This window comes from Thalassovita sp. (genome assembly GCF_963691685.1).
In the GTDB taxonomy this organism is placed as follows: Bacteria; Pseudomonadota; Alphaproteobacteria; order Rhodobacterales; family Rhodobacteraceae; genus Thalassobius.
Map to the genome: position 1 here is coordinate 1008909 of NZ_OY829290.1, position 19471 is coordinate 1028379.

19 protein-coding genes are annotated in these 19471 nt (G+C 59.1%); 14 read left to right on the plus strand and 5 right to left on the minus strand.

The genetic code is table 11. The features are described 5' to 3' along the window. Positions 1–2: 2 nt before the first annotated feature. The 5 genes from ACORLH_RS04920 to nqrF are packed head-to-tail and all read left to right on the plus strand — an operon-like array spanning position 3 to position 4514. Positions 3–1202, plus strand: coding sequence for an NADH:ubiquinone reductase (Na(+)-transporting) subunit B (locus ACORLH_RS04920; protein WP_321831486.1), 1200 nt, complete (start codon positions 3–5; stop codon positions 1200–1202). Further along, the gene (locus ACORLH_RS04925) at positions 1195–2016 is read left to right on the plus strand and encodes a Na(+)-translocating NADH-quinone reductase subunit C (protein ID WP_321831487.1); all 822 of its coding nucleotides are present in this window, start codon (positions 1195–1197) and stop codon (positions 2014–2016) included. The genes ACORLH_RS04920 and ACORLH_RS04925 overlap by 8 nt, the downstream gene beginning before the upstream one ends. Then, positions 2016–2669 (plus strand): NADH:ubiquinone reductase (Na(+)-transporting) subunit D, encoded by a 654-nt coding sequence (locus ACORLH_RS04930; protein WP_321831488.1) that lies wholly within the window; start codon positions 2016–2018, stop codon positions 2667–2669. The genes ACORLH_RS04925 and ACORLH_RS04930 overlap by 1 nt, the downstream gene beginning before the upstream one ends. Further along, complete coding sequence (gene nqrE / locus ACORLH_RS04935; RefSeq protein ID WP_058242728.1) at positions 2669–3277, plus strand: NADH:ubiquinone reductase (Na(+)-transporting) subunit E; 609 nt, start codon at positions 2669–2671, stop codon at positions 3275–3277. The genes ACORLH_RS04930 and nqrE overlap by 1 nt, the downstream gene beginning before the upstream one ends. Before the next feature lie 13 nt (positions 3278–3290). Further along, a complete protein-coding gene (gene nqrF / locus ACORLH_RS04940) occupies positions 3291–4514 on the plus strand; it encodes an NADH:ubiquinone reductase (Na(+)-transporting) subunit F (RefSeq protein ID WP_321831489.1) in 1224 nt (407 codons plus the stop codon). A gap of 67 nt (positions 4515–4581) precedes the next feature. Here nqrF and ACORLH_RS04945 read toward each other — a convergent pair whose 3' ends face one another. Both ACORLH_RS04945 and ACORLH_RS04950 read right to left on the minus strand, forming a co-directional pair. Continuing rightward, positions 4582–7026 (minus strand): FAD-dependent oxidoreductase, encoded by a 2445-nt coding sequence (locus ACORLH_RS04945; protein WP_321831490.1) that lies wholly within the window; start codon positions 7024–7026, stop codon positions 4582–4584. A gap of 23 nt (positions 7027–7049) precedes the next feature. After that, on the minus strand, positions 7050–7619 hold the full coding sequence (locus tag ACORLH_RS04950) for a helix-turn-helix domain-containing protein (protein WP_420719803.1): 570 nt from the start codon (positions 7617–7619) through the stop codon (positions 7050–7052). Between the two features lie 222 nt (positions 7620–7841). On the opposite strand from ACORLH_RS04950, the gene ACORLH_RS04955 reads away from it, so the two are divergent. Then, positions 7842–8774, plus strand: a complete 933-nt coding sequence (locus ACORLH_RS04955; RefSeq protein ID WP_321831492.1) for a 3-hydroxyacyl-CoA dehydrogenase family protein — start codon at positions 7842–7844, stop codon at positions 8772–8774. Positions 8775–8805: 31 nt separating this feature from the next. Here ACORLH_RS04955 and ACORLH_RS04960 read toward each other — a convergent pair whose 3' ends face one another. Together ACORLH_RS04960 and ACORLH_RS04965 are read right to left on the minus strand one after the other, a co-directional pair. Continuing rightward, on the minus strand, positions 8806–9336 hold the full coding sequence (locus tag ACORLH_RS04960; protein ID WP_321831493.1) for a hypothetical protein: 531 nt from the start codon (positions 9334–9336) through the stop codon (positions 8806–8808). A gap of 160 nt (positions 9337–9496) precedes the next feature. After that, positions 9497–9886, minus strand: a complete 390-nt coding sequence (locus tag ACORLH_RS04965; protein ID WP_321832776.1) for a carboxymuconolactone decarboxylase family protein — start codon at positions 9884–9886, stop codon at positions 9497–9499. A 546-nt stretch (positions 9887–10432) separates the two neighbouring features. On the opposite strand from ACORLH_RS04965, the gene ACORLH_RS04970 reads away from it, so the two are divergent. The 5 genes from ACORLH_RS04970 (at position 10433) to ACORLH_RS04990 (ending at position 14896) form a co-directional block, all read left to right on the plus strand. Next, positions 10433–10594 carry a hypothetical protein gene (locus tag ACORLH_RS04970; RefSeq protein WP_321831494.1) on the plus strand — a complete coding sequence of 54 codons (162 nt, stop codon included), beginning with the start codon at positions 10433–10435 and terminating at the stop codon, positions 10592–10594. Continuing rightward, a complete protein-coding gene (locus ACORLH_RS04975; protein WP_321831496.1) occupies positions 10591–11097 on the plus strand; it encodes a protein phosphatase in 507 nt (168 codons plus the stop codon). The genes ACORLH_RS04970 and ACORLH_RS04975 overlap by 4 nt, the downstream gene beginning before the upstream one ends. A gap of 84 nt (positions 11098–11181) precedes the next feature. After that, entirely contained in the window at positions 11182–12222 is a 1041-nt protein-coding gene (locus tag ACORLH_RS04980) for a DUF475 domain-containing protein (protein WP_321831497.1), read from the plus strand. A 184-nt stretch (positions 12223–12406) separates the two neighbouring features. Then, entirely contained in the window at positions 12407–13153 is a 747-nt protein-coding gene (locus ACORLH_RS04985) for an IclR family transcriptional regulator (RefSeq protein WP_321831498.1), read from the plus strand. A gap of 216 nt (positions 13154–13369) precedes the next feature. Continuing rightward, positions 13370–14896 carry an AMP-binding protein gene (locus ACORLH_RS04990; protein WP_321831499.1) on the plus strand — a complete coding sequence of 509 codons (1527 nt, stop codon included), beginning with the start codon at positions 13370–13372 and terminating at the stop codon, positions 14894–14896. Positions 14897–14970: 74 nt separating this feature from the next. Here ACORLH_RS04990 and ACORLH_RS04995 read toward each other — a convergent pair whose 3' ends face one another. Beyond that, entirely contained in the window at positions 14971–16002 is a 1032-nt protein-coding gene (locus tag ACORLH_RS04995; protein ID WP_321831500.1) for a LacI family DNA-binding transcriptional regulator, read from the minus strand. Positions 16003–16212: 210 nt separating this feature from the next. On the opposite strand from ACORLH_RS04995, the gene ACORLH_RS05000 reads away from it, so the two are divergent. The 3 genes from ACORLH_RS05000 to ACORLH_RS05010 all read left to right on the plus strand — a co-directional run bounded on the left by ACORLH_RS05000 (position 16213) and on the right by ACORLH_RS05010 (position 19470). Further along, positions 16213–17448, plus strand: coding sequence for an ABC transporter substrate-binding protein (locus ACORLH_RS05000; protein WP_321831501.1), 1236 nt, complete (start codon positions 16213–16215; stop codon positions 17446–17448). Between the two features lie 134 nt (positions 17449–17582). After that, on the plus strand, positions 17583–18515 hold the full coding sequence (locus ACORLH_RS05005; protein ID WP_321831502.1) for a sugar ABC transporter permease: 933 nt from the start codon (positions 17583–17585) through the stop codon (positions 18513–18515). A gap of 37 nt (positions 18516–18552) precedes the next feature. Beyond that, positions 18553–19470, plus strand: a complete 918-nt coding sequence (locus ACORLH_RS05010) for a carbohydrate ABC transporter permease (protein ID WP_321832777.1) — start codon at positions 18553–18555, stop codon at positions 19468–19470. Position 19471: the final 1 nt, after the last annotated feature.

Genomic DNA, 19471 nt, shown 5'->3' on the forward strand with positions numbered 1-19471 from the left:
GCTTGGGCGTCCGTAGTTTCTTTGATCGCATCGAGCCCCATTTCGTAAAGGGTGGCCGCTATGAGCGGTACTTCCCCATGTACGAGATGGTCGAGAGCTTTCTTTTCACCCCGAAAACTGTCACCACCGCTGCCCCGCATGCGCGCTCCTACGTCGATATGAAGCGGATCATGACCTATGTGGTCATCGCGACGATCCCTTGTATCCTGATGGGCCTTTACAATGTGGGTCTGCAGGCCAACACGGCGCTGGCTGATTTCCCGGCCACCGGCTGGCGTGCAGCCATCATTGAGTTTTTCGGCATCGGCTTTAACCCGCAGAACCCGCTGGCAAACTTCATGCACGGGTTGCTGTACTTCCTGCCGATCTACATCACCACGCTGGTTGTGGGCGGTATCTGGGAAGTGCTGTTTGCCACCGTGCGTCGTCACGAAGTGAACGAAGGCTTCCTGGTCTCCTCGATGCTTTATGCGTTGATCCTGCCGGCCTCGACCCCGTTGTGGCAGGTGGCTCTGGGCATCTCCTTCGGTGTTGTCATCGGCAAAGAAGTCTTTGGCGGTACTGGCAAAAACTTCCTGAACCCGGCGCTGACCGGTCGTGCGTTCCTGTACTTCGCCTATCCGGCGCAGATGTCGGGTGATGCGATCTGGGTGCCTGTAGATGGCTTCACCGGTGCAACCGCGCTGGCCGTGACCGCCTCGGATGGTGTTCAGGCACTGGCTGCACAGGGCATGAGCTGGTCGTCGTCCTTCATCGGCACCATTCCGGGCTCGATCGGGGAAACCTCAACGCTGGCCTGTCTGATCGGTCTGGCCTTCCTGCTGATCACCAAGATCGCCAACTACCGTCTGGTGCTGGGCTGTCTGGCAGGGATGATCGGCTTCTCTTACCTGCTGAACCTCATCGGTTCGGACAGCAACCCGATGTTCGCGATGCCGTGGTACTGGCATCTGGTCATCGGCGGCTACGCCTTTGGTCTGGTCTTCATGGTGACGGAGCCGGTTTCGGCCAGCCACACCAACATGGGCCGCTACATCTACGGTGCGCTGATCGGTGTCATGGTTGTGATGATCCGTGTGATCAACCCGGCCTTCCCCGAAGGTATGATGCTGGCGATCCTGTTCGGCAACGTTTTCGCACCGCTGATCGACCACTTCGTCGTACAGGCCAACATCAAGCGGAGGGCCCGTCGCAATGTCTGAGGATCAGAACGTGCAAAACACCGCCCCGAAAGGCGCCATCGGCCGGTTCCTGGCAATGCCCGCGGATTCGCTGCCGAAGACGCTGTTCGTCGCCGTAACCCTGTGTTTGATCGCCTCGATGATCGTGTCGGCTGTGGCTGTTGCGCTGCGCCCGATGCAAGAGGTCAACAAACTGAAGGACAAGCAGGTCAACATTCTGCAGGTCGCGGGCGTCTATGACGCAAACGTCGACGTGGCAGAGGCCTTTGCCGCCTTCGAACCGCATGTGCTGGAACTGGAAACCGGTGAGTTCACCGATCAGTTTGACGCCAAGACCTTTGACGACCGCGCCGCTGCGGATGATCCGGCAACCTCGGTTGCACTGACGGAAGATCCTGCGGGCATCGCGCGCAAGTCGAAGTTCGTGACCGTCTACCTGCTGCGTGACGACGCGGGCGCCATCGACAAGGTGATCCTGCCGATCCACGGCTACGGTCTGTGGTCGACGCTTTACGGTTTCATCGCGCTGGAAGAGAACGGCAACGACATCTACGGTCTGCAGTTCTACAGCCACGCCGAGACCCCCGGTCTGGGCGCCGAGGTCGACAACCCCCGTTGGAAAGCGCTGTGGCGTGACAAGAAACTGGCCGATGAAGATGGCCTGTTGCAGATTACCGTCGCCAAGGCTGCCCCGGCAGCAGGTGCTGAGTTCCACGTAGATGCGCTGGCAGGGGCCACCCTGACATCGCGCGGCGTCGACAACCTGGTGAAATTCTGGATGGGCGAAGCTGGCTTTGCTCCGTTCCTGACCAACCTCAAAGCAGGAGAAATCTGATGGCGCAGACCAAAAGAGAACTGCTGGTCGACCCGATGGTCGACAACAACCCGATCACTCTGCAGGTTCTGGGCATTTGTTCGGCGCTGGCGGTGACCTCGTCGTTGCAGGTGGCCTTTGTTATGTCAATCGCGGTGACCCTGGTGACGGCGTTTTCGTCGATGTTCATCTCGATGATCCGTAACCAGATCCCCAGCTCGATCCGGATCATCGTGCAGATGGTCATCATCGCCTCGCTGGTGATCATGGTTGATCAGGTGTTGAAGGCCTATGCCTTTGAAATCTCGAAAACCCTGTCGGTCTTCGTGGGCCTGATCATCACCAACTGTATCGTGATGGGCCGGGCCGAAGCCTTCGCCATGAAAAACCCGCCGATCGCCTCCTTCCTTGACGGTGTGGGCAACGGTCTGGGCTATGGCCTGATCCTGATGATGGTTGGCGTGATCCGCGAACTGTTCGGCTCGGGCACCCTGTTCGGTGTGACCATTCTGGAAACCGTGAACAACGGTGGCTGGTATGTGCCGAACGGTATGCTGCTGCTGCCGCCCTCTGCCTTCTTCATTATCGGCCTGATCATTTGGGCATTCCGCACGATCAAGCCTGAACAGGTGGAAGAGCGCGAATATAAAATTCAAACCGTGGAGGCCCACTGATGGAAGGTCTGCTTTCCCTCGCCGTCAAGGCCATCTTCGTTGAAAACCTTGCCCTGGCCTTCTTCCTGGGCATGTGTACCTTCATCGCGGTGTCCAAAAAGATCTCGACGGCGATTGGCCTTGGGATCTCGGTGATGATCGTTCAGTCGATCACCGTCCCCGCAAACAACCTGATCCTGACCTATCTGCTGGCTCCGGGTGCGCTGGCCTGGGCTGGTTTCCCTGATGTTGATCTGACCTTCCTGGGCCTGATCTCCTACATCGGTGTGATCGCCGCGCTGGTGCAGATCCTGGAGATGGTTCTCGATAAGTATTTCCCGCCGCTCTACAACGCGCTGGGTGTGTTCCTGCCGCTGATCACGGTGAACTGTGCGATCCTGGGTGGGTCGCTGTTCATGGTGGAACGTGGCTATGACCTGGCCGAGTCGGTCACCTATGGTGTCTCCTCGGGCTTTGGTTGGGCACTGGCAATCACCGCAATGGCCGGTGTGCGCGAGAAGCTGAAATACTCGGATATCCCCGACGGGCTGCAAGGCATCGGGATCACCTTCATCACTGCCGGCCTCATGGCCCTGGCCTTCATGTCGTTCAGCGGCGTGAAACTCTGATAGGAGATCTGGCATGGCAACCTTTGGACTTGGAATCCTCCTGTTCACGCTGATCGTTTTGGCTCTGGTGATCGTCATTATGGCGGCCCGTTCCAAACTGGTTTCGACCGGCGATGTTCAGATCACCATCAACGGTGAGAAAACCGTATCGGTTCCTGCGGGCGGCAAGTTGCTGCAGACGCTGGCCGATCAGAAACTCTTCGTGCCCTCCGCCTGTGGTGGCGGTGGCACCTGTGCGCAGTGTCGTGTGCGCGTGCATTCGGGCGGCGGGTCGATCCTGCCAACCGAAGAAAGCCACATCACCAAGCGTGAAGCCGCCTGTGGCGACCGCCTGTCCTGTCAGGTGGCCGTGAAGCAGGACATGGACATCGAAGTGCCCGAAGAAGTGTTCGGCGTGAAGAAGTGGGAATGCACCGTGCGTTCCAACGACAACGTCGCGACCTTCATCAAAAACCTGGTGCTGGAACTGCCCGAGGGTGAGGATGTGAACTTCCGCGCTGGCGGCTACATCCAGATCGAAGCCCCGGCACACAAACTGTCCTACAAAGAGTTCGACATTGGTGAAGAATACCATGAGGACTGGGATAAGTTTAACCTGTGGCAGTATGAATCCACTGTGGCTGAACCGATTGAGCGCGCCTATTCGATGGCGAACTACCCTGACGAAAAGGGTCTGATCATGCTCAACGTGCGTGTCGCCTCGCCGCCTCCGGGCTCGCAGGGTATTCCGCCCGGTCAGATGTCGTCTTACATCTTCAACCTCAAGCCCGGTGATAAGGTCACCATTTCGGGTCCGTTTGGTGAGTTCTTCGCCCGCGACACCCAGAAAGAAATGGTCTTCATCGGTGGTGGTGCCGGTATGGCGCCGATGCGCAGCCACATCTTTGACCAGCTGAAGCGTCTTGAGAACCGTGATCGCAAGATCACCTTCTGGTACGGCGCGCGGTCGAAGAAAGAGATGTTCTTCGTCGAAGACTTCGACACGCTGGCGGCTGAGTTTGACAACTTCGACTGGCACGTCGCCCTGTCCGACGCTCTGCCTGAGGATGAGTGGAAAGGTTACACCGGCTTCATCCACAACGTTCTGTTCGAAGAATACCTGAAGAACCACCCCGCGCCTGAGGACTGTGAGTTCTACATGTGTGGTCCGCCGATCATGAACCAGTCGGTCATCAACATGCTCCTCGATCTGGGTGTGGACCGCGAAGACATTATGCTCGACGACTTTGGTGGTTGATCAGAGCTGAACCAAAAAGCGCCGCAGGAGACTGCGGCGCTTTTCTTTTGTCTATAGCCGCGCTGCCTTACTGGCGGACCCGTTCGGATTTTGGATCATAAAACGGTTTCAGTGAGGCCTCGACCGCGAACCGTTCGCCGGCGATTTCAATCTCGTAAGTCGAGGCCAGCAGCTCAGCCGCTGTTTCGCCCTCGCAGGGCACATAGCCCATGCCCATTGCCGCGCCGAGGTGATGACCGTAGCTGCCAGAGGTGATATAGCCCACCACCTGACCATCGCGCAGGATCGGTTCCGCGTGATAAAGTAGGGGCGCCGGATCGCGTAGTTTGAACTGCACCAAGCGTTTGCTCAAACCCGCCTCACGTTTGCGCAGAACGGCGTCGCGGCCAATGAAATCCGCCTTATCGGTCTTCACCGCAAAGCCAAGGCCTGCCTCCAACACATGATCTTCGCAGGTGATGTCATGGCCGAAGTGGCGGAAGCCTTTCTCCATCCGGCAGCTGTCCATCATGTGCAGACCGCAGAGGCGCCCGCCCATCTCAACCCGGGCGGTGTTAAGGGCGTCAAAGACATGCAGCGCCATATCGGTGCTGACATAGACCTCCCAGCCAAGTTCGCCCACGTAAGACACCCGGTGCACCCGCGCCAGCGCCATGCCGATCTCAACCTGTTGGGCGGTGCCAAAAGGGTTGTTGGCATTGCTGAAATCGTTCGGGGACACCCGCTGCATCAGATCCCGCGCGTTTGGTCCCATGACCGCGATGACGGTTTCGGCGGCGGTCATATCCGTGATCACCGCGCGTGCGTCCCCCAGATGGCGGCGCATCCATGTTTCATCGGCCAGACGGGTCAGGGCAGGGGTGACCACCAGATAGGCGGTTTCTGACAGCCGGGTCACGGTCACATCGGCCTCAATCCCGCCGCCCGCGTTCAGGAATTGGGTATAGACGATCCGGCCATTTGCAACGTCCATCTCAGCGCCGCAGATGCGGTTCAGGAAGGCGCAGGCCTCTGGCCCTTCGACCCGCAGCTTGCCGAAGGACGACATATCATAAAGGCCGACGTTTTCACGGATCGCGCGATGTTCCTGTGCCGCGTTTTCAAACCAATTTTGCCGTTTCCAGCTGTAGCGGTATTCGGCGGTTTGGCCGGGGTTGGCGAACCAATTTGCGCGCTCCCAGCCGGCCAGCTCACCAAAGACAGCGCCTTCATCCGCCAGGCGATCATGCAGCACCGACCGGCGCACCCCGCGCGCTGTGGCTTTCTGGCGGAACGGGTAGTGATCGGCGTAAAGCAGGCCCAGGCTTTCCTTGGCCCGTTCCACCAGATAGTGGCGATTGCCCTGAAACGGATGCATCCGCGCAATGTCGACATCGCCCAGATCAAACGGCTTTTCACCGCTGTCCATCCATTCCGCCAGCGCCATGCCTGCGCCACCGGCCGACTGGATCCCGATCGAATTGAACCCGGCGGCGACCCAGACATTGTCCATCTCAGGGGCCTGACCCAGATGATATGCATCGTCCGGCGTGAAGCTTTCGGGGCCGTTAAAGAAGGTGTGAATGCCGGTCTGCGCAAGCACTGGCATCCGGTTCACCGCCTTTTCAAGGATCGGCTCAAAGTGGTCGAAATCCTCAGGCAGTTGGTCAAACTCAAAATCCTTGGGGATGCCGCCCATCCCCCAGGGTTTGGCATTGGGCTCAAAGGCCCCGATCAGCAGCTTGCCGGCATCCTCTTTGTAATAGGCGCATTCATCGGTCACCCGCAGGACCGGCAGTTGACCCAGATCCGGGATCGTTTCGGTGACGATGTAGAAATGTTCACAGGCCTGTAGCGGCACGTTGCTGCCCAGCATACGGCCCAGTTGATGGCCCCACATGCCAGCGCAGTTCACCACGTGGTCACAAGTGATGCTGCCGCTTTCCTCCCCGCGCTGCCAATGCACCGCCTCAACCCGGCGGCCGTTGCGGGTGACGCCTGTCACTTCGGTCTGTTCAAAGATCTTAACGCCCTTCTGCCGCGCCCCTTTGGCCATCGCCAGCGCGATGTTGGAGGGATCGCCCTGTCCATCGCTGGCCAGATAGACGCCGCCCAGCATGTCCGAAGTGTTGAGGTGCGGATAGCGTGCCTTGATGTCCGACGTGCTGATCGGCTCAGCCTCAACCCCAAAGGCCCGCGCCATAGAAGCCTGGCGCAACAGCTCCTCATGCCTATCAGCGGTCAGTGCGGTAGAGATGGATCCGGTGCGCCGGAACCCGGTCTGCAGCCCGGTTTCCTGTTCCAACGCCTGATAAAGCTCCGCCGAATAGGCGGCGAGCCGCGTCATGTTCTGGCTGGCGCGCAGCTGACCGATCAGCCCGGCGGCATGCCATGTGGTGCCAGAGGTTAGCTGTTTGCGTTCCAGGAGCACCACATCGCGCCAGCCTTTCTGCGCCAGATGATAGGCAAGGGAGCAGCCAATAACGCCACCGCCAATGATCACAGCGCGGGCGTGGGGGGGAAGGTTGGGCATCATGTGATCCTTTCGGGAATGGCTCAGTAAACCGGCGGTGCAACGATCCAGACGGCGCAAGCGGGCTGGTCATAGGGGTTGGCCCAGCGGTAGCTGTGACCCCGCAGGCGAAAACTGTCGCCCGCCTGAATGGTGAAGGGCTGCTCATCGATCCAGATATCCAACGTGCCGGAGATCAGGTAGATCACCTCTTGCGTGCCGCGCCGCTGCTGCGCGCCGCGCTGGCTGCCGGGGGCAAAGGTGGAATGGATCACCTCAAAGTCATCGGTCAGATCGGGCGATAGCAGCATCTCCTGCAGACCATCCTCGGCGCCTCCCACCACGCGGCGATTGTCGGACCGGACGATCAGCCCACGCTCAGCCTCATCAGCGGGCGCGGTGCCGAAAAACAATGACAGCGGGGCGTCTAGGGCTTTGGCAATCTGCTGCAAGTCCTCCACCCGCGGGGTGGAAATGTCGCGTTCGATCTGGCTGAGCCAGCCAACCGAACGGTCCAGCCGCTGGGCCAGATCCGTCAGGGTGACACCGCGTGATTTTCGCAATGCGCGCAGATCCGCGCCAAGGGTGGTGCTGTTGGGCATTGAGGGCCTCATGAAATTATTAATGAAATTTTCATAGATTCGGTGAAAAATTCAATCAATTTTTCATGGGTGCTTATTGGCCAGTGTGTGAAAACTTGCAGCGACTGACTCTTGCGCCAGCTACGTACTACTACAGCACGGGACGTCATGGCGTTGTTCTTTGCCAAGTGGTTCGTAAGATGCGCACCAATGTCGCGGGCCACATCCCGCATCCAAATGAAGCGAGGCGCCATCATGATCTATTCGAAAATTGCAGTATTGGGGGCAGGCACCATCGGGATGAGCTGGGCCGCGCTCTTTGCAGCCACCGGCCGTGACGTGGTGATCTTTGACCCGGCCCCCGATGTTGAGGCGCGTGGCGCAGCGCTGATCGAACAGGCGGCACCAACGTTGCGCGAACTGGGCTGGGATCATGCCGGGGACATGTCGCGGATCCGCTTCACCGATGATCCGGTTGAGGCCGTGACCGGCGCTGATTTCGTACAGGAAAGCGTGCCCGAGCGGCTGGAGGTCAAACATGACCTTTATGCAAAGATCGAACCCCACCTGGGCCGCGGCGTGCTGATCGGCACCTCGACCTCCGGTCTGACGCTGACCGCCTTGCAGGAGGGGATGAAAGATGCGGGCGGTCTGCTGCTGGCGCATCCGTTTAACCCGCCGCATCTGATCCCGCTGGTCGAATTGATGGACAATGCCCAAACCCGCAAAGGCGCGCTGGCGGAGGCCCAGGCGTTTTACGAAAGCATTGGCAAAAGCTGCATCCGCCTCAACAAAGAGGTGCCGGGCCACGTTGCCAACCGCCTGCAAGCCGCTGTCTGGCGCGAAGCGATCCATCTGGCGATGGAGGGCGTTGCCTCGGTCAAGGATATCGACACCGCGATTTCTCACGGGCCGGGCCTGCGGTGGGCGGCGATGGGGCCAACCACCACCTTCCATCTGGGCGGCGGTGCGGGCGGCATCCGGGCGTTCTGCGATCACCTGACCGGCCCCTTCGAAAGCTGGTGGGCCGATCTGGGCGCGCCGCATCTGACACCTGAGGTGGTTGAGGTTCTGGCCAAAGGGCTGGAAGAGGCCACTGCCGGGCAGGAGATGCAAGACCTGGTGCAGCGCCGCGACGATCTGGTGCTGACCTATGTGAAGGCCGCAATGGCGCGTGATAGCGGCTAGGCCGCTAGTCCCTTCGTCGCGGGTGTTTGGGTCACTCCGCGACGAAGGTCCATTGTTTCAGCGTCGCATCGGTGTCGTCACAGACCGTCAGGGCCAGATCGCGGCGGGACCATGGGCCGGCCGCCACGGTCTGACCGCTGACGCTGACGCAGAGCGACGGTTCCTCGACCATACGCAGTGTGCCGTCCTGCTCAGACAACAGGAATTGCTGACGCGGGTGGTCGCTGCAGGTCAAAAGGCCGAAAACGGTTGTATAGGGCGACCGCAGCACCTGCATGCACTGACCGGGGAAGGCGACGGATTCGACCCGCTGCGCCACAGCGTCATAGGCAAACTGGGTGTCATGCGGCCCGCGCCCCTGCCGCGCCGGTTTGCAGGTGTGGGCCTGCAAAATGTCGGTCTGGCCCCGCCCTGCAGTGTCGATGCAGAAACCGTAGCCGTTGGGTTCATCCAGGTTGTCCGCCAGAACCAAGAACGGCGCATTTGACGGCACCTCTGGCGCTGTTGCGAGGGCGGGCGCGGCGCTCAGCGCCAGAATGCAGATGAGGGGCAATGAACGCATGGAAAACTCGCTTTGCTAAAAGATTGAAGGACGATCGCTGGGTGTTAAACGGGGGGCCGCTGTGTTTCCGTCGACCTAATTTGGCAAAGAGCCAGGGCAAGAGGTGCGTGTGAGAGGCGCGCGGCGCTTCACTATTGCGCCACCCGCCCTGTCATCGCTGTTAAAGCTCGCCCACCTCTTCCAGCGCTTTGCGGGCAACGCGGAAGCATTCCAGCGACTGGGGCACACCGCAGTAGATGCCAACCACGTGGATGATGGCGCGGATTTCTTCTTTGGTGACGCCATTGTTCAGCGCGCCGCGGCAGTGGATTTCCCATTCATGCATCCGGCCCAAAGCGCCGATCATGGCGAGGTTCATCATCGAGCGGGTCTTCGGCTCAATCACGTCATCGCCCCAGCCAAAACCCCAGCACCAAGCGGTCATCGCTTCCTGAAAGGGGCGGGTGAACTCATCCGCAGCGGCGAGGTTCTTTTCGACATATTCCGCCCCCAGCGTGCCCTTGCGCTGTTCCAGTCCTTTGAGGAACAGATCCTCATCAAAAATGCTCATCATGCTGTCCTTTGATTGATCGTGATGTCTGGTTTGCCCGGCGCGCGAATGGTGGCGGGCGTTGGTCGCAACCATAAACTGATTTGCTGGCCCCATCGAAGCAGGATTTGATCAACAGCGGCGATTGAGGGCGGACCGTGCGGCGTGGGGAAACGACGAATGTGGTGATTTTTTCCTGACCGGTGTTGGTTTCGAGGTGGAAATCGCCGCGTTGGCATTGTGTCTGTAGGATCAGGAATGCACGCGCGGGTCCGATCTAAAAGGTTCGCCCTAAGCGTGAAATATCCGATAAGTATCTGTTAAATATTCATTTTTACTCCAGGCGGAACCGCTGAGGTGGCCAATTCCACCGGCAAGCTGCACCTGCGAAAAAGTCGCGTTCTGCAATAAATTTCACCTCCTGAGAAAATTTGCTTCGTCGATTGCACGAGTCGCTGTTTCCTCACTAACTCAGGGTCAGTGCAAGAAACTGCACCGGATTAAATTTCTTGCGGCGGGCAAGAGGAGATGCCGCGCTACAAGGTCACTGACCGTGGGAGGAATAAAATGGTTAAGATGAAAGAGATGGCTCTGTGTGCAGGTCTGTCGCTGGCAGCAGCCACCGGCGCGGCACAAGCGGATACGCTGAAATGTGAGCCGGGCGAAACCCATATCATGAACGTGATGGTCTCGGGTCACCCGTATTGGGTGCCGGTCTATACACCTTGATTGCGCAGGGCGTGGGGCCGGAGAAGGTTGACCTCTATATCGGGGGGACCGAAGGCGCGCGGGATGTTGGCCAATTACAGGATCTGGGGATCACCACGGTGATCAACTGCGCAGTTAATCTGGACATCAATTATGTCACCGAGCCCAAGTTGCAGGCCGACGGGGACAAGTGCGCCACCGGAACAGCGCCCATTCGCTGTTACAAAATCGGCTTGGTCGATGGCCCGGGCAATCCGCGCGACATGTTTCTGGGTGGTTATTTCATTCTGGAAAGCGCGCTGAGCCAGCAGATTCCGGAAAAAGCCTCATACCCTGTGCGGGATCGCGGTCACGTCTTGGTGCATTGTCGCGGTGGGCGCAGCCGGTCGGTTGCGCTGGTGGCATTGTTCCTGCACAAAGATCAGCCTGAGCGCTTCGCAACTTTGGACGATGCAATCGCCATATACGTGACAAACGCGACTTGCATCCGGATGAATGGTTTGAAACCCCGAAACAGGTGCTGATCGACGCCGCCGAACATGCGGCAAACGCAATAGACCTGCTGCGTGCCCCCACTGCGGGGTAGGTGGCTGACAGAAGGATACCCTATGCTGCGCTATTTTGCCTGGCCGTTTCTCTTTACCGCCATTGGGCTTGTGCTGTGTTTCTGGCTGGGCTGGTTTTACAGCGGCACGCTGGGCGGGGCGCTGGCGTTCCTGCTGACCGGTGCAATCCTTGCGGTGCTGGAAATCTCGCTGTCGTTCGACAATGCGGTGGTGAACGCCCACAAGCTGAAAACGATGCGGCCGGAATGGCAACGCAGGTTCCTGACATGGGGTATTCTGATCGCGGTGTTCGGCATGCGGATTGTCTTCCCGCTGCTGATCGTTGTGATCGCTGCCAAGATCGGGCCTGTGTCAGCGGTGGTTTTGGCCGCCTCGGACCCTGATGCCTATGCGGCCATTATCAGCGATGCCCATCTGCCGATTGCGGCTTTTGGCGGTTCTTTCCTGATGATGGTGGCGCTGACCTATTTTGTGGATGACGGGAAAGAGGTCGACTGGATCCGGGCATTGGAGTGCAAACTGCGGGCCTGTGCCTCAATCCGGGGGCTGGAAATCGCGTTTGTTCTGGCAATCGCAGTTGGGTTTACGCTGGTGCTGCCGGGGCCAAAAGGGGCGCAGTTCCTGTTTGCCGCGGTCTGTGGCCTGCTGACCTTCCTTGTGGTCGAATTTGCCAGCCACTTTCTGGACAATGAATCAAAGTCCACCACAGGGGCCGCGACAGGGGGCTTTGGGGCCTTCATGTATCTGGAGGTGCTGGATGCCTCCTTCAGTTTTGACGGGGTGATTGGGGCCTTTGCCTTGACGCAGAACCTGTTTTTGATCGCCATTGGTTTGGGGATCGGGGCGTTTTATGTGCGGGCGATGACCATCATGCTGGTGGAAAAGCAAACGCTGGCAGAGTTGCGGTATCTCGAACATGGTGCCTTTTATGCGATCCTGTCGCTGTCGATCATCATGTATGTGCAGGTTATGGTGCATATTCCTGAGGTGATCACCGGGTTGATTGGCGCGGCCTTTATTGGGTTGTCGCTGTGGTCATCCCTGCGTCACAACAAGTTAGAGCGTTTGCAGGGGGCGGTCTGAGCTGCAAAAGCGTCTCTTTGAGGTGAAGCGGTTCAGTCCACCAAAGTTTCGGCGGGGTTATGCCCCCGGCCGTATCGCAACCGGGTTGATTGACAACGGTTGACCTGCGCCTTTATGGGGCAGCTTTCTCATTCTTGAACAAGAGGCTTCTGTGTCCAAGTCACCTTCGCGAAGTGAAGGCCCGATGGTCCTTCCCCGTGCATTTGCGCTCCTCCGGCTTTTGGCTGACACCCAGCAGGGTCTGACCCTTTCAGCCATCGCGACCAGCCTTGATGTGCCGAAGAGTTCGCTGTCATCTACGTTGAAAGCGCTGACGGATCAGGGATTTCTCAGCCGTAAGGGTACGCTCTATTATCTGGGCGGCGAAGCCTATGCGCTGGCCTCAACCATTTTGGCAGGTCGCACGATCCGGCAAATTGCACGGCCATATCTGCAACAGACTATGGCGTTGACCGGCGAAACCGTCCTGCTGGCACAGCTGGATGAGGATGAGAAGTACGTTTCCTATATAGATACGGTCGAGTCCGGTAAATCGATCCGCTTTTCTGCACCGATTGCCGCGCGCCGCGGTCTTTTTTGTTCGGCACCAGGACATGTCTTCTTGGCGCATATGGGGGACCGCCAACGTGAGGCATATTACCGCGACATCCGGCTGGAAAAGATGACAGCGGCCACCCCAACGGACCGGATAGAGCTTGAGCGGATCTTGAACGACACCCGAAACCGGGGGGTATCGGTTACAATGGGGGTGTATTCAGAAGACGCCGCCGGTTTTGCTGCACCGATTTATAACTCAGACGGCAATTTGGTGGCTGCGGTCACGATTGGAATGCCCCTGGCACGCGCGGCGCGTGAGCCGGAAAAATACGTCGAGGCTGTCTTCAAAGCTGGAAGCGATATTTCCAAGGTGCTTGGCTACAGCCAGGGATGATTTGGCTGGGAACGCGCGGCAAAGGCGATTGTGTTTGTCATCAGCCCCACCGTCGACAAGCTTCTGACTGACGTCGCGTGACGTGGCGTTTCTCGCCTCGGCCCTTGTCAGGGGCTGCGAAGGGCCGGACAACAGGCATTGAAGCCCCCCTTGGGAGGGCGCGGCTGTGGCAAGACGCGCAAAGGAGGAAGGGGCGAAGAAGGAGGAGCAGATAAGATGAACCCTGCCGAGTGGCTGCGCCGTACCGCGCTGTTGAAGCCTGAAAACCCCGCCTTGTTTCAGGGAAAAACCCTGGTGGCCGACTACGCAACCTTTGCGGCCCGCGCCGCGGCGATTGCCGGGGCACTTGCGGCCCGCGGGGTGACTGCTGGGGACCGTGTGGCGGTGTTGATGAAAAACCGCACCGAATATCTGGAGGCGCTCTACGGGATCTGGTGGCTGGGTGCGGCGGCAGTGCCGATCAATGCCAAGCTGCACGCCAAAGAGGCAGCTTTTATCCTAGAAAACTCCGGCACGAAATTGGTGTTCTGCTCACTCGATACGGGTGCCGCCGTGGCGCCGGTGCTGCCTGCTTGCGTGGAAGAGGTGATAACGGCGGGCACGGCGACGTTTGAGGCAATGTATGCGGCCCAGCCGGTTGCGGCCCCGGCGCAGATTGCCCGCGATCAGATGATCTGGCTGTTCTACACCTCCGGCACCACGGGCCAGCCTAAGGGCGTGATGATCTCCGCCGGGAATATTGCAGCGATGGTCATGGGCTATGGCGACAGCGTGGCACAGCACACAGAGGCGGACAGCACGCTTTACTCCGCCCCGATGAGCCATGGTGCGGGTATCTATAACTTCATGTTTGTACTGGCCGCTGCCCGCCACATTTGCCCGGACAGTGGTGGATTTGAGGCGGAGGAGATCTTTGATCTTGCCGCCATTCACGACCGGGTGACGATGTTTGCCGCGCCCACCATGGTGCGCCGTATGGTCGATTGCGCCAAAGAGGATGGGCATAGTGGGCAGGGGATCGAAACCCTGATTTATGCCGGTGGACCGATGTATTTCGCCGATATCGTTGAGGCGGTTGAGGTGCTGGGCAATCGCTTTGCCCAAATCTACGGGCAGGGGGAATGCCCGATGGCGATCACGACCCTACCGAAGGAATTTGTCAGCGATCGCAGCCACCCGCGTTGGCGCGAGCGTCTTACGGGCGTTGGGTTCCAGCAGTTGGTGAGCCGGGTAAAAATCGTCGACGCTGACGGCAATGATCTGCTGCCAGGTGAAATTGGTGAAATTGTGGTCTCTGGCCTGGCTGTGATGCAGGGCTATTGGAACAATCCCGAGGCCACCGCCAAGACGATCCGTGATGGCTGGCTCTGGACCGGGGATATGGGGGCGATGGACGCTGATGGCTTCCTGACGCTACATGACCGATCCAAGGACATGATCATCTCAGGCGGGTCAAACATCTACCCACGCGAGGTCGAAGAGGTGCTGCTGACCCACCCGGATGTGGCCGAGGTTGCTGTGGTCGGCTGGCATCACGATGAATGGGGTGAAGAGGTGATCGCCTGCGTAGTGACCGAAGCAGGCAGGGATCTGGATGAGGCGGCGCTGGATCAGTTGTGTCTGGACAATATCGCCCGGTTCAAACGCCCCAAACGCTATGTCGCCCTGTCTGACCTGCCCAAAAACAATTACGGTAAAGTGGTCAAAACTGAGCTGCGCGATCCGTCCAAGGTTTTGGGATAAGTCTGCTGTGTGACGCTGCGCGGCCATGCCAGCGCAGCATGATCCTTGGTCCCAATGCGCGCCGTTCAGCGGACTTAGGCGTCGCGCGGCGGTGCGGTGCTGCCGCGCGCGATCAATTCCACATCCACCAGCTCGATCTGCGGGCAGGCCCCGGGCGGTTTGCCCTTCAGCCGCGACAGCAGGCGATCGGCCGCGCGGGTGCCAAGGGTGCGGCGGTCCTGCCGGATCGTAGTCAAAGGTGGGCTAGCAAATGCGGCCATCTCAATATCGTCAAACCCAACCACGGAAACATCTTCGGGCACGGAAAGGCCGGCCTCCCGCAAACCTGAAATAAGCCCGATCGCCACCATATCCGAGGCACAGAAGACGGCGGTGGGGCGCTCGGCCATTGCGGCAATTTTGGCGGCGGCGGCATGGCCGGATTCCAAGGAGAAATCACCCCGGATCACCCAATCCTCCCGCGTGGGCAGACCAAGGCGGTTGCGTTCTTCCAGCATGGTTTCGCGGCGAATGCGGGTCAGGACGTTGCCCTTGGGACCGGTGATATGGGCGATCTTGCGATGCCCCAGATCATAAAGATGCCGGATCACCGCACGGGCGCCAAAAGCATTGTCACTGCGCACCGACGGGTGCGGCGCATCCTGCACCCATTCACAGGCAAAAACGATGCGATCCGCCACACCGTTTTGTTCAAATTCGGCCAGCTGATCGGCGGTTAACCCCCCGTCGAGGGAGATCATGCCGTCAATCCGACTGTCGAGGAAATAATCCACCAGCCGCCGACCGTCCTGCTCCGGCAGGGAGGTATCTGCGACCAGCACCGAAAACTCACTATCGGCAAAACGCGCTGAGATCCCGGCGAGGATCTGCGAAAAGAACGGGTTGCCCAGATTGGGGGTCAGAACCAGCACCGCGCCGGCCTGCTGTTTGCGCAGGTTCCGCGCCGCCTTGTTCAGCCGGTAGCCTGTGATTCGAACCGCCTCTGCCACCAGCTCGCGGGTCTTTTCCGACACCAGATTGGGGTTGGACAGCGCCCGGCTGACCGTCGCGGTTGAGACCTCGGCTTGGCGTGCAACATCTTGAATTGTAGCTGGTTTCTGGGTCATTTCACGGGCTCCGTATCGTCGCGCTACATGGCATTTTGCTGATAGGCTTGACAAGTAGGGGGTCTAGAAACCCATATATGTAATCGATTGCAGTTGAAAGCTCTGTCTCGATATGTAATCGATTACAGCGTTACGCAGCGTGGTCTTTTTTCGGCCGCGAAGAAAACGCGCAACAAGGGGCAAGTGGAGAGGCCCCGTAGGGAGGAAGATATGAAATTTATGCGTAATGCCCTGGTGGGCACCACGGCCTTATGTGCCGCCACGGCTGTGTCTGCGGCCGATCTGGAAGTTACCCATTGGTGGACTTCGGGTGGTGAGGCCGCAGCGGTGGCTGAATTTGCCAAAGCCTTTGATAACAAAACCGACCACACTTGGGTCGATGGTGCGATTGCCGGCTCCGGCGGTACCGCACGTCCGATCATCATCAGCCGAATCCTTGGCGGTGACCCGATGCACGCCACGCAGCTGAACCACGGCCGTCAGGCTGAAGAGCTGATCGAGGCGGGGCTGCTACTGGACCTGACCGATGTGGCTGAGGCCGAAGGTTGGAAAGATCTGGTGAACCCCACATCGCTGTTGGACAGCTGCACCGTGGATGGCCGCATCTACTGCGCGCCGGTCAATATCCACTCCTGGCAGTGGATCTGGCTGAGCCATAAAGCCTTTGACGATGCTGGCGTCAGCGTTCCCACCAGCTGGGACGAATATGTTGCCGCCGCCCCCGCGCTGGAAAGCGCCGGGAAAATCCCGCTGGCCATGGGGCAGCAGCCCTGGCAGAGCAACGGCGCCTTTGGTGTGATGGCCATCGCTATCGCCGGCATCGACGCCTGGAGCGAAGTGAACATCAACAAAAATGCGGATGTGGCCGGAGGCGAAACCTACGCCAAAGTGTTTGAAGCCGCAGCCAACGCCCGTGCCTTTGCCGAAAAATCAAACGTGCAGGACTGGAACCAGGCCACTAATCTGGTGATCACTGGTCAGGCTGGCGCACAGATCATGGGTGACTGGGCACAGGGTGAATTTCAGGTCGCGGGTCAAACTGCGGGTCAGGATTACACCTGCCTGCCGGGGCTGGGTGTGAACGAAATCATCTCCACCGGGGGCGATGCCTTCTACTTCCCCAAGCAGGATGATCCCGCCATCGAAGCCGCGCAGAAAGAAATGGCTGCCCTGCTGCTGAGCCCTGAGGTTCAGGTGAACTTCAACCTCAAGAAAGGCTCCCTGCCGGTGCGTGGTGATGTCGATCTGGCTGCGGCGAACGACTGTATGAAAAAGGGTCTGGAGATCCTTGCCAGTGGTGCCATCCTGCCGGACGGCAACCAGACCTTCTCGCCGGATACCACCGGTCAGATCGAAGACCTGATGGTCGAGTTCTGGAATGATCCCTCCTACTCGGCGGCAGATGCGCAGGCGCGCTATGCCGAGATCATTGCGGACGCAGATTAATCTGCCCGTTTGATCTGATTGAGGGGTGATCTGGTCGGGCCCGCTGCCCAGTTGCGGGCCCGACCATCGCAAGGCCAGCCTAGCCCACATGTGTGGGCAGGCAGAGCCAAGGGAAGAAGGCAGGGGACAAGACAATGGCAGTGACCGAAGGCGTCAGGCCCGTGGCGGAAAGAACCTCCGCAAAACGGCCCAACCGCCTGTTCAAGAACATGACGGCCAAGATCGCGTCGATCCCGATGATCCTCACCGCATTGGTGGTGTTCATCGGCTGTACGCTCTGGACGATTTACCATTCATTTACCAAGTCGCGGCTGCTACCGGCGCCGGACAAATGGGTGGGCTGGGATCAGTATGAACGGCTGTGGAGCACCCGCCGCTGGCTGGTTTCAATCGAAAACCTTGCGATCTATGGTGTCTGCTCCCTGGTGCTGAGCCTGGTGATCGGCTTCACACTTGCCGCCCTTTTGGATCGCAAAATCCGCGGTGAGGCGGTGTTCCGCACCATTTTCCTCTACCCGTTTGCCCTGAGTTTCATTGTGACCGGTCTGGTCTGGCAATGGATCCTGAACCCGCAGTTTGGCATCCAACAGGTGGTGCGTAACTGGGGCTGGGAGGGGTTTACCTTTGACCCGCTGAACAACGCCGAGATTGTGATATACGGCATCCTGATTGCAGGGATCTGGCAGGGCTCGGGCTTTATCATGGTGATCATGCTGGCCGGTCTGCGCGGCATTGATCAGGACATCTGGAAGGCCAGCCGCGTTGAGGGCATCCCGGCGTGGAAGACCTATATTTTCATAATCATCCCAATGATGCGGCCGATCTTTGTGACCGCGCTGGTGCTGATCGCGGCCGGGATCATCAAGGTCTATGACCTTGTGGTGGCGCAAACCTCGGGCGGGCCCGGCATCGCCTCGGAGGTGCCTGCGAAATACGTGATCGAGAAGATGTTCCAAGCGCAGAACCTTGGTCAGGGCTTTGCCGCCTCAACCATGATGCTGGTGTCGGTGCTGGTGGTGCTGATCCCATGGGCTTACCTTGAATTCGGAGGCAAACGCCGTGACTGATGCCACCCAGACAAATCCGCAGCGCACAGCCGCCGCGATGAGCGGGCCGCGCGGGCCCAAACCCCGCCGCCGCATCACGCCCAGCAACATCATGCTCTACAGCATCCTTTTTGTTGCCTCGGTCTATTACCTGCTGCCGCTTTACGTGATGGTTGTCACCTCACTCAAAGGCATGCCGGAAATCCGGCTTGGCAATGTGTTTTCACCGCCGGTTGAGGTCACTTTTGAACCCTGGGTGAAAGCCTGGTCTGAGGCCTGCACAGGCATCAACTGTGACGGCCTGAGCCGCGGTTTCTTCAACTCGGTCAACATCTTGATCCCATCGGTGGTGCTGTCGATCGCGATTGCCTCGGTCAATGGCTATGCGCTGGCCAATTGGAAATTCAAAGGGTCTGAGGTGTTCTTCACCATCCTGATCTTCGGGGCCTTCATTCCCTATCAGGTGATGATCTACCCGATCGTGATCCTCCTGCGGGAAATGGGGCAGGGCATCTCGGCGGTCACAGGGACGGATTTCCGCCTGATGGGATCGCTCTGGGGGCTGGTGATTGTGCATTCGATCTTCGGCATGCCGATCCTGACCCTGCTGTTCCGCAACTATTTCACCTCCCTGCCGGATGAGCTGTTCAAAGCGGCGCGCGTCGATGGCGCCGGGTTCTGGGGGATCTATTTCCGCATCATGTTGCCGATGTCGCTGCCGATCTTTGTGGTCGCGATCATCCTGCAGGTGACCGGGATCTGGAACGACTTCCTGTTCGGGGTGATCTACACCAAACCCGATACTTACCCGATGACGGTGCAGCTCAATAACATCGTGAACTCGGTCCAGGGGGTAAAGGAATATAACGTCAACATGGCCGCGACGCTGCTGACGGGGCTGGTGCCTCTGGTCATCTACTTCGTGTCGGGCAAGCTCTTCGTGCGCGGGATCGCGGCTGGGGCGGTGAAAGGGTAAG

Bases quoted from the DNA above. Each gene is read 5' to 3' on its own strand.
- ACORLH_RS04925 (WP_321831487.1), top strand. From the start codon at position 1,195: ATGTCTGAGGATCAGAACGTGCAAAACACCGCCCCGAAAGGCGCCATC.
- ACORLH_RS04930 (WP_321831488.1), top strand. From the start codon at position 2,016: ATGGCGCAGACCAAAAGAGAACTGCTGGTCGACCCGATGGTCGACAAC.
- nqrE (WP_058242728.1), top strand. From the start codon at position 2,669: ATGGAAGGTCTGCTTTCCCTCGCCGTCAAGGCCATCTTCGTTGAAAAC.
- nqrF (WP_321831489.1), top strand. From the start codon at position 3,291: ATGGCAACCTTTGGACTTGGAATCCTCCTGTTCACGCTGATCGTTTTG.
- ACORLH_RS04945 (WP_321831490.1), bottom strand. From the start codon at position 7,026: ATGCCCAACCTTCCCCCCCACGCCCGCGCTGTGATCATTGGCGGTGGC.
- ACORLH_RS04950 (WP_420719803.1), bottom strand. From the start codon at position 7,619: ATGAGGCCCTCAATGCCCAACAGCACCACCCTTGGCGCGGATCTGCGC.
- ACORLH_RS04955 (WP_321831492.1), top strand. From the start codon at position 7,842: ATGATCTATTCGAAAATTGCAGTATTGGGGGCAGGCACCATCGGGATG.
- ACORLH_RS04960 (WP_321831493.1), bottom strand. From the start codon at position 9,336: ATGCGTTCATTGCCCCTCATCTGCATTCTGGCGCTGAGCGCCGCGCCC.
- ACORLH_RS04965 (WP_321832776.1), bottom strand. From the start codon at position 9,886: ATGAGCATTTTTGATGAGGATCTGTTCCTCAAAGGACTGGAACAGCGC.
- ACORLH_RS04970 (WP_321831494.1), top strand. From the start codon at position 10,433: ATGGTTAAGATGAAAGAGATGGCTCTGTGTGCAGGTCTGTCGCTGGCA.
- ACORLH_RS04980 (WP_321831497.1), top strand. From the start codon at position 11,182: ATGCTGCGCTATTTTGCCTGGCCGTTTCTCTTTACCGCCATTGGGCTT.
- ACORLH_RS04985 (WP_321831498.1), top strand. From the start codon at position 12,407: ATGGTCCTTCCCCGTGCATTTGCGCTCCTCCGGCTTTTGGCTGACACC.
- ACORLH_RS04990 (WP_321831499.1), top strand. From the start codon at position 13,370: ATGAACCCTGCCGAGTGGCTGCGCCGTACCGCGCTGTTGAAGCCTGAA.
- ACORLH_RS04995 (WP_321831500.1), bottom strand. From the start codon at position 16,002: ATGACCCAGAAACCAGCTACAATTCAAGATGTTGCACGCCAAGCCGAG.
- ACORLH_RS05000 (WP_321831501.1), top strand. From the start codon at position 16,213: ATGAAATTTATGCGTAATGCCCTGGTGGGCACCACGGCCTTATGTGCC.
- ACORLH_RS05005 (WP_321831502.1), top strand. From the start codon at position 17,583: ATGGCAGTGACCGAAGGCGTCAGGCCCGTGGCGGAAAGAACCTCCGCA.
- ACORLH_RS05010 (WP_321832777.1), top strand. From the start codon at position 18,553: ATGAGCGGGCCGCGCGGGCCCAAACCCCGCCGCCGCATCACGCCCAGC.